The organism is Bacillus sp. NTK074B (genome assembly GCF_017303375.1).
In the GTDB taxonomy this organism is placed as follows: Bacteria; Bacillota; Bacilli; order Bacillales; family Bacillaceae_B; genus Rossellomorea.
The window spans coordinates 1-265 of the sequence record NZ_JAFKOH010000097.1 but is presented as its reverse complement, the minus strand read 5'-3'; the positions used below and the strand labels follow the sequence as shown (position 1 = coordinate 265).

Genomic DNA, 265 nt, shown 5'->3' with positions numbered 1-265 from the left:
CCATGGTGTTGCCATCAAAACCGTCGCGCTGAGCGCCTCGGTCTTCGCCGCCGCGCTTTTCGGCTTCGGGCGTGTGCTCGACGACGCGCAAGCGCAAACTCTTGCCTCGCTCAGCAGCGAGATCGCGATGCCGATGGCCAGCGCCGAGGTTCAGATGGCCTCGGCCGCCCGGACCGAGGTCGAAACCGCGTTGCGCGGGATGTCGGATCTGGATCTGAGCCTGGCCTATGCGCGCATCTACGCGACCTTCCGCGACTATATCGGC

Annotated in this window: 1 protein-coding gene; it reads left to right on the top strand. The window is 65.7% G+C overall.

Going from position 1 to position 265, the window contains the following annotated elements:
* A partial coding sequence (locus JI667_RS21570; protein WP_206858499.1) for a hypothetical protein occupies positions 1 to 265 on the top strand: 265 nt, incomplete at both ends.